The organism is Streptomyces sp. NPDC002838 (assembly GCF_040295365.1).
Lineage (GTDB): Bacteria > Actinomycetota > Actinomycetes > Streptomycetales > Streptomycetaceae > Streptomyces.
The window spans coordinates 1-2,577 of the sequence record NZ_JBEOVF010000135.1 but is presented as its reverse complement, the minus strand read 5'-3'; the positions used below and the strand labels follow the sequence as shown (position 1 = coordinate 2,577).

The following is a 2,577-nucleotide window of genomic DNA, read 5'->3' as shown; positions in this document are numbered from 1 at the left end:
GTTGTTGGAGTTGTCCGATCGCGAGCGCAGGGTGTTGCGGGGCTGAGTGCGTTGGCGGACGGCGGGTCCTCCCCGGCGTCATCGCCGGGGTCGACACACGACAGATCTTGACCCTCCGATGAAACCCAGAGCCGAGCCGTCAGCGGCGACGGAACCAGCGGCGGCGCTTGGGTTGTGGCTTGGGTTGTGCCGCGCGGAATTCCTCGAGACGGGTCACGTCTGCCGGGGTGGCCACCGTGTCGAAGGCCGCTTTGGCTTCATTCGCGGTTTCGTCGGTAAGGATTAGGCGGAACAGTGCCGTGCCCGAGAGAAGAGCGGCGCCGGCCTGGCTGTCGCCGTCGGCGGCGAGGCTATGGAGGGCTCGGACGACCGGCATCGGGTCCCTGAGGTCGGCTAGCCGGGCCCGTACCCGGCCGTCGACGCGCTCGTCCTGGAGAAGGAATGCCTCGCGAACTAGGTCCTCGGTGAGTGGGAAGTTGTGGTAGCCCCCGACGGACGTACCGCTGCCGCGTATCTGTCGAAGTGCCGAGATCGCCCGCCATCGCACGGATCTCTCCTGGTCAAGAGCCATCACGAGTAAGGCGGCCTCGATCTCGGGGGACGCCGCGACGTGGGTGAGGCCGCGGGTAACAGCCCAGCGGACCTCTTCGTTGTCGTCGTCGACTGCAGCGAGGAAGGCTGTCGCGGGCACCTCTCGTTCGGCGGCGAGAGCAGCAAGCAACTCCAGGAGGTTGACCCGTCCTTGCTCGGTCTCCTCGGCGTCGAACCTAGCGATCACCTGCCCCGGTGTGACGCCGTATTCGATGGCGACCGCCGCGATCTCGTTGGTCATCCTGCCGTTGCGGACCGTGATGACCAGCCCGTCCATGAGCGCGTCAACCGGATCGGCCGCGTGGATGTCCCGCAGTGCCATCGCCGCGTACCAGACACACGCTTGGTCGCGAAGCGCCGCGACAAGAACGGGTGCAGCGCGCTGGTCACCGAGCGCATGTAGCGCCTCCACCAAACCCTGCCGCAGCTCGTACGGGTCCCTGTACCCGCGCAGCTCGAGCAACCCGGTCGGCTGGTCTCCGACGTAATCGGCACGCCACGCGTCGAACTCGGCCTTGGCCGCGGTGAACCTGACGAGGTAGTCGGCTCGGTCGTCGAGCAGCTGCTGCAGCCGTGCCACGAGCGCGGGCACGGCGTCCGGTCCGATCTCCGTCAGCCGTGTGATAGCCCTGTCCCGCAGGCTCGAACCGCTACCCCAATCATCACCAGTGGCGCGGTTGGCGAGGTCCTCGATCAACTCGTTCAGCTCGGACACGGGCACCACCCTAACGACAGGCACGGGGACCGGTCCCGCAATGGCTTCAAGCTGCCGTGCGCTTTGCCCCCAGCTCCACACCGTCGTCGACCTGCAGTCAGTGCCACGCGTGGGACACACCGGTCGCCAGCCGACCCTCGTGTCCTGAGCCGGTAATTCGTGTGCAGTATGAGGCGAGGGTTTCGAGGATCTCGTCGGCGGTCTTGGTCCACACGAAGGGTTTGGGGTTGTTGTTCCACTCGTTGATCCAGCCGCGGATGTCACGTTCGAGATCGAGGACGCTGCGGTGGGCCGAGCGGCGGAGCTTGCGGCAGGTCAGCTCCGCGAACCAGCGCTCGACGAGGTTGAGCCAGGACGCGGAGGTGGGTGTGAAGTGCAGGTGGAAGCGGGGATGGCGCAACAGCCACTTCTTGACCGCTTCGGTCTTGTGGGTGGCGTAGTTGTCCAGGACCAGATGCAGGTCCAGATCCTTCGGTACAGCGGCGTCGATGGTCTTCAGGAAGCGCAGGAACTCCTGGTGGCGGTGGCGCCGGTAGTGCTGAGCGATGACCGAGCCGGAGACGATGTCCAGGGCGGCGAACAGACTGGTCGTGCCGTGACGTACGTAGTCGTGCGTCATCCGCGCTGGCGTCGTCGGCGCCAGCGGCAGCACCGGCTGGGTGCGGTCCAGGGCCTGGATCTGCGACTTCTCGTCCACCGCCAGGACCAGGGCATTCTCCGGCGGGGAGAGGTAGATGCCGACCACGTCACGGACCTTGGTCACGAACTGTGGGTCGGTAGAGAGCTTCCAGGTCTGCACGATGTGCGGCTTGAGCCCGAACGCCCGCCAGATCCTCGAGACCGCCGACTGAGACATGCCCGCCGCCTCGGCCATCGACCGCGTCGACCAGTGCGAGTCACCCCTCGGCGGAGCCTGATCGAGTGTCCTCGCGACCAGACCCTCGACCTGCTCGTCGGTGACCTTCCGCGGCGCCCCCGATCGCGGCTTGTCGACCAGACCCTCCAGCCGGTCGACAGCGAACCGCGAGCGCCACTTGCGCACCGTCTCCCGCGAGACCCCGAGCTCCTGCGCGACCTGCGTGTTCGGCCGACCCTCGGCGCACGCCAGCACGATCCTCGACCGCAACACCAGGGCTTGTCCCGCCGTCCGCCTACGCACCCAGCCCCGCAACACCCTGCGTTCGCGATCGGACAACTCCAACAACAACGGCTTCGGACCCGGCATCCCCCAACCCCTCAACTGCCAACGAACTAACGACTCAGGATACTAG

Annotated in this window: 2 protein-coding genes; both read right to left on the bottom strand. The window is 66.7% G+C overall.

Annotated features, from left to right (window positions below; translation table 11 throughout):
• Positions 1 to 139: 139 nt before the first annotated feature.
• Positions 140 to 1,306, bottom strand: coding sequence for a HEAT repeat domain-containing protein (locus ABT063_RS51850; RefSeq protein ID WP_351069333.1), 1,167 nt, complete (start codon positions 1,304 to 1,306; stop codon positions 140 to 142).
• Between the two features lie 97 nt (positions 1,307 to 1,403).
• Positions 1,404 to 2,531, bottom strand: a complete 1,128-nt coding sequence (locus ABT063_RS51845) for an IS630 family transposase (RefSeq protein ID WP_351069331.1) — start codon at positions 2,529 to 2,531, stop codon at positions 1,404 to 1,406.
• Positions 2,532 to 2,577: the final 46 nt, after the last annotated feature.

What these genes read in the sequence shown, in the direction of transcription:
- ABT063_RS51845 (WP_351069331.1), bottom strand. Translation starts at nt 2,531, where the DNA reads ATGCCGGGTCCGAAGCCGTTGTTGTTGGAGTTGTCCGATCGCGAACGC.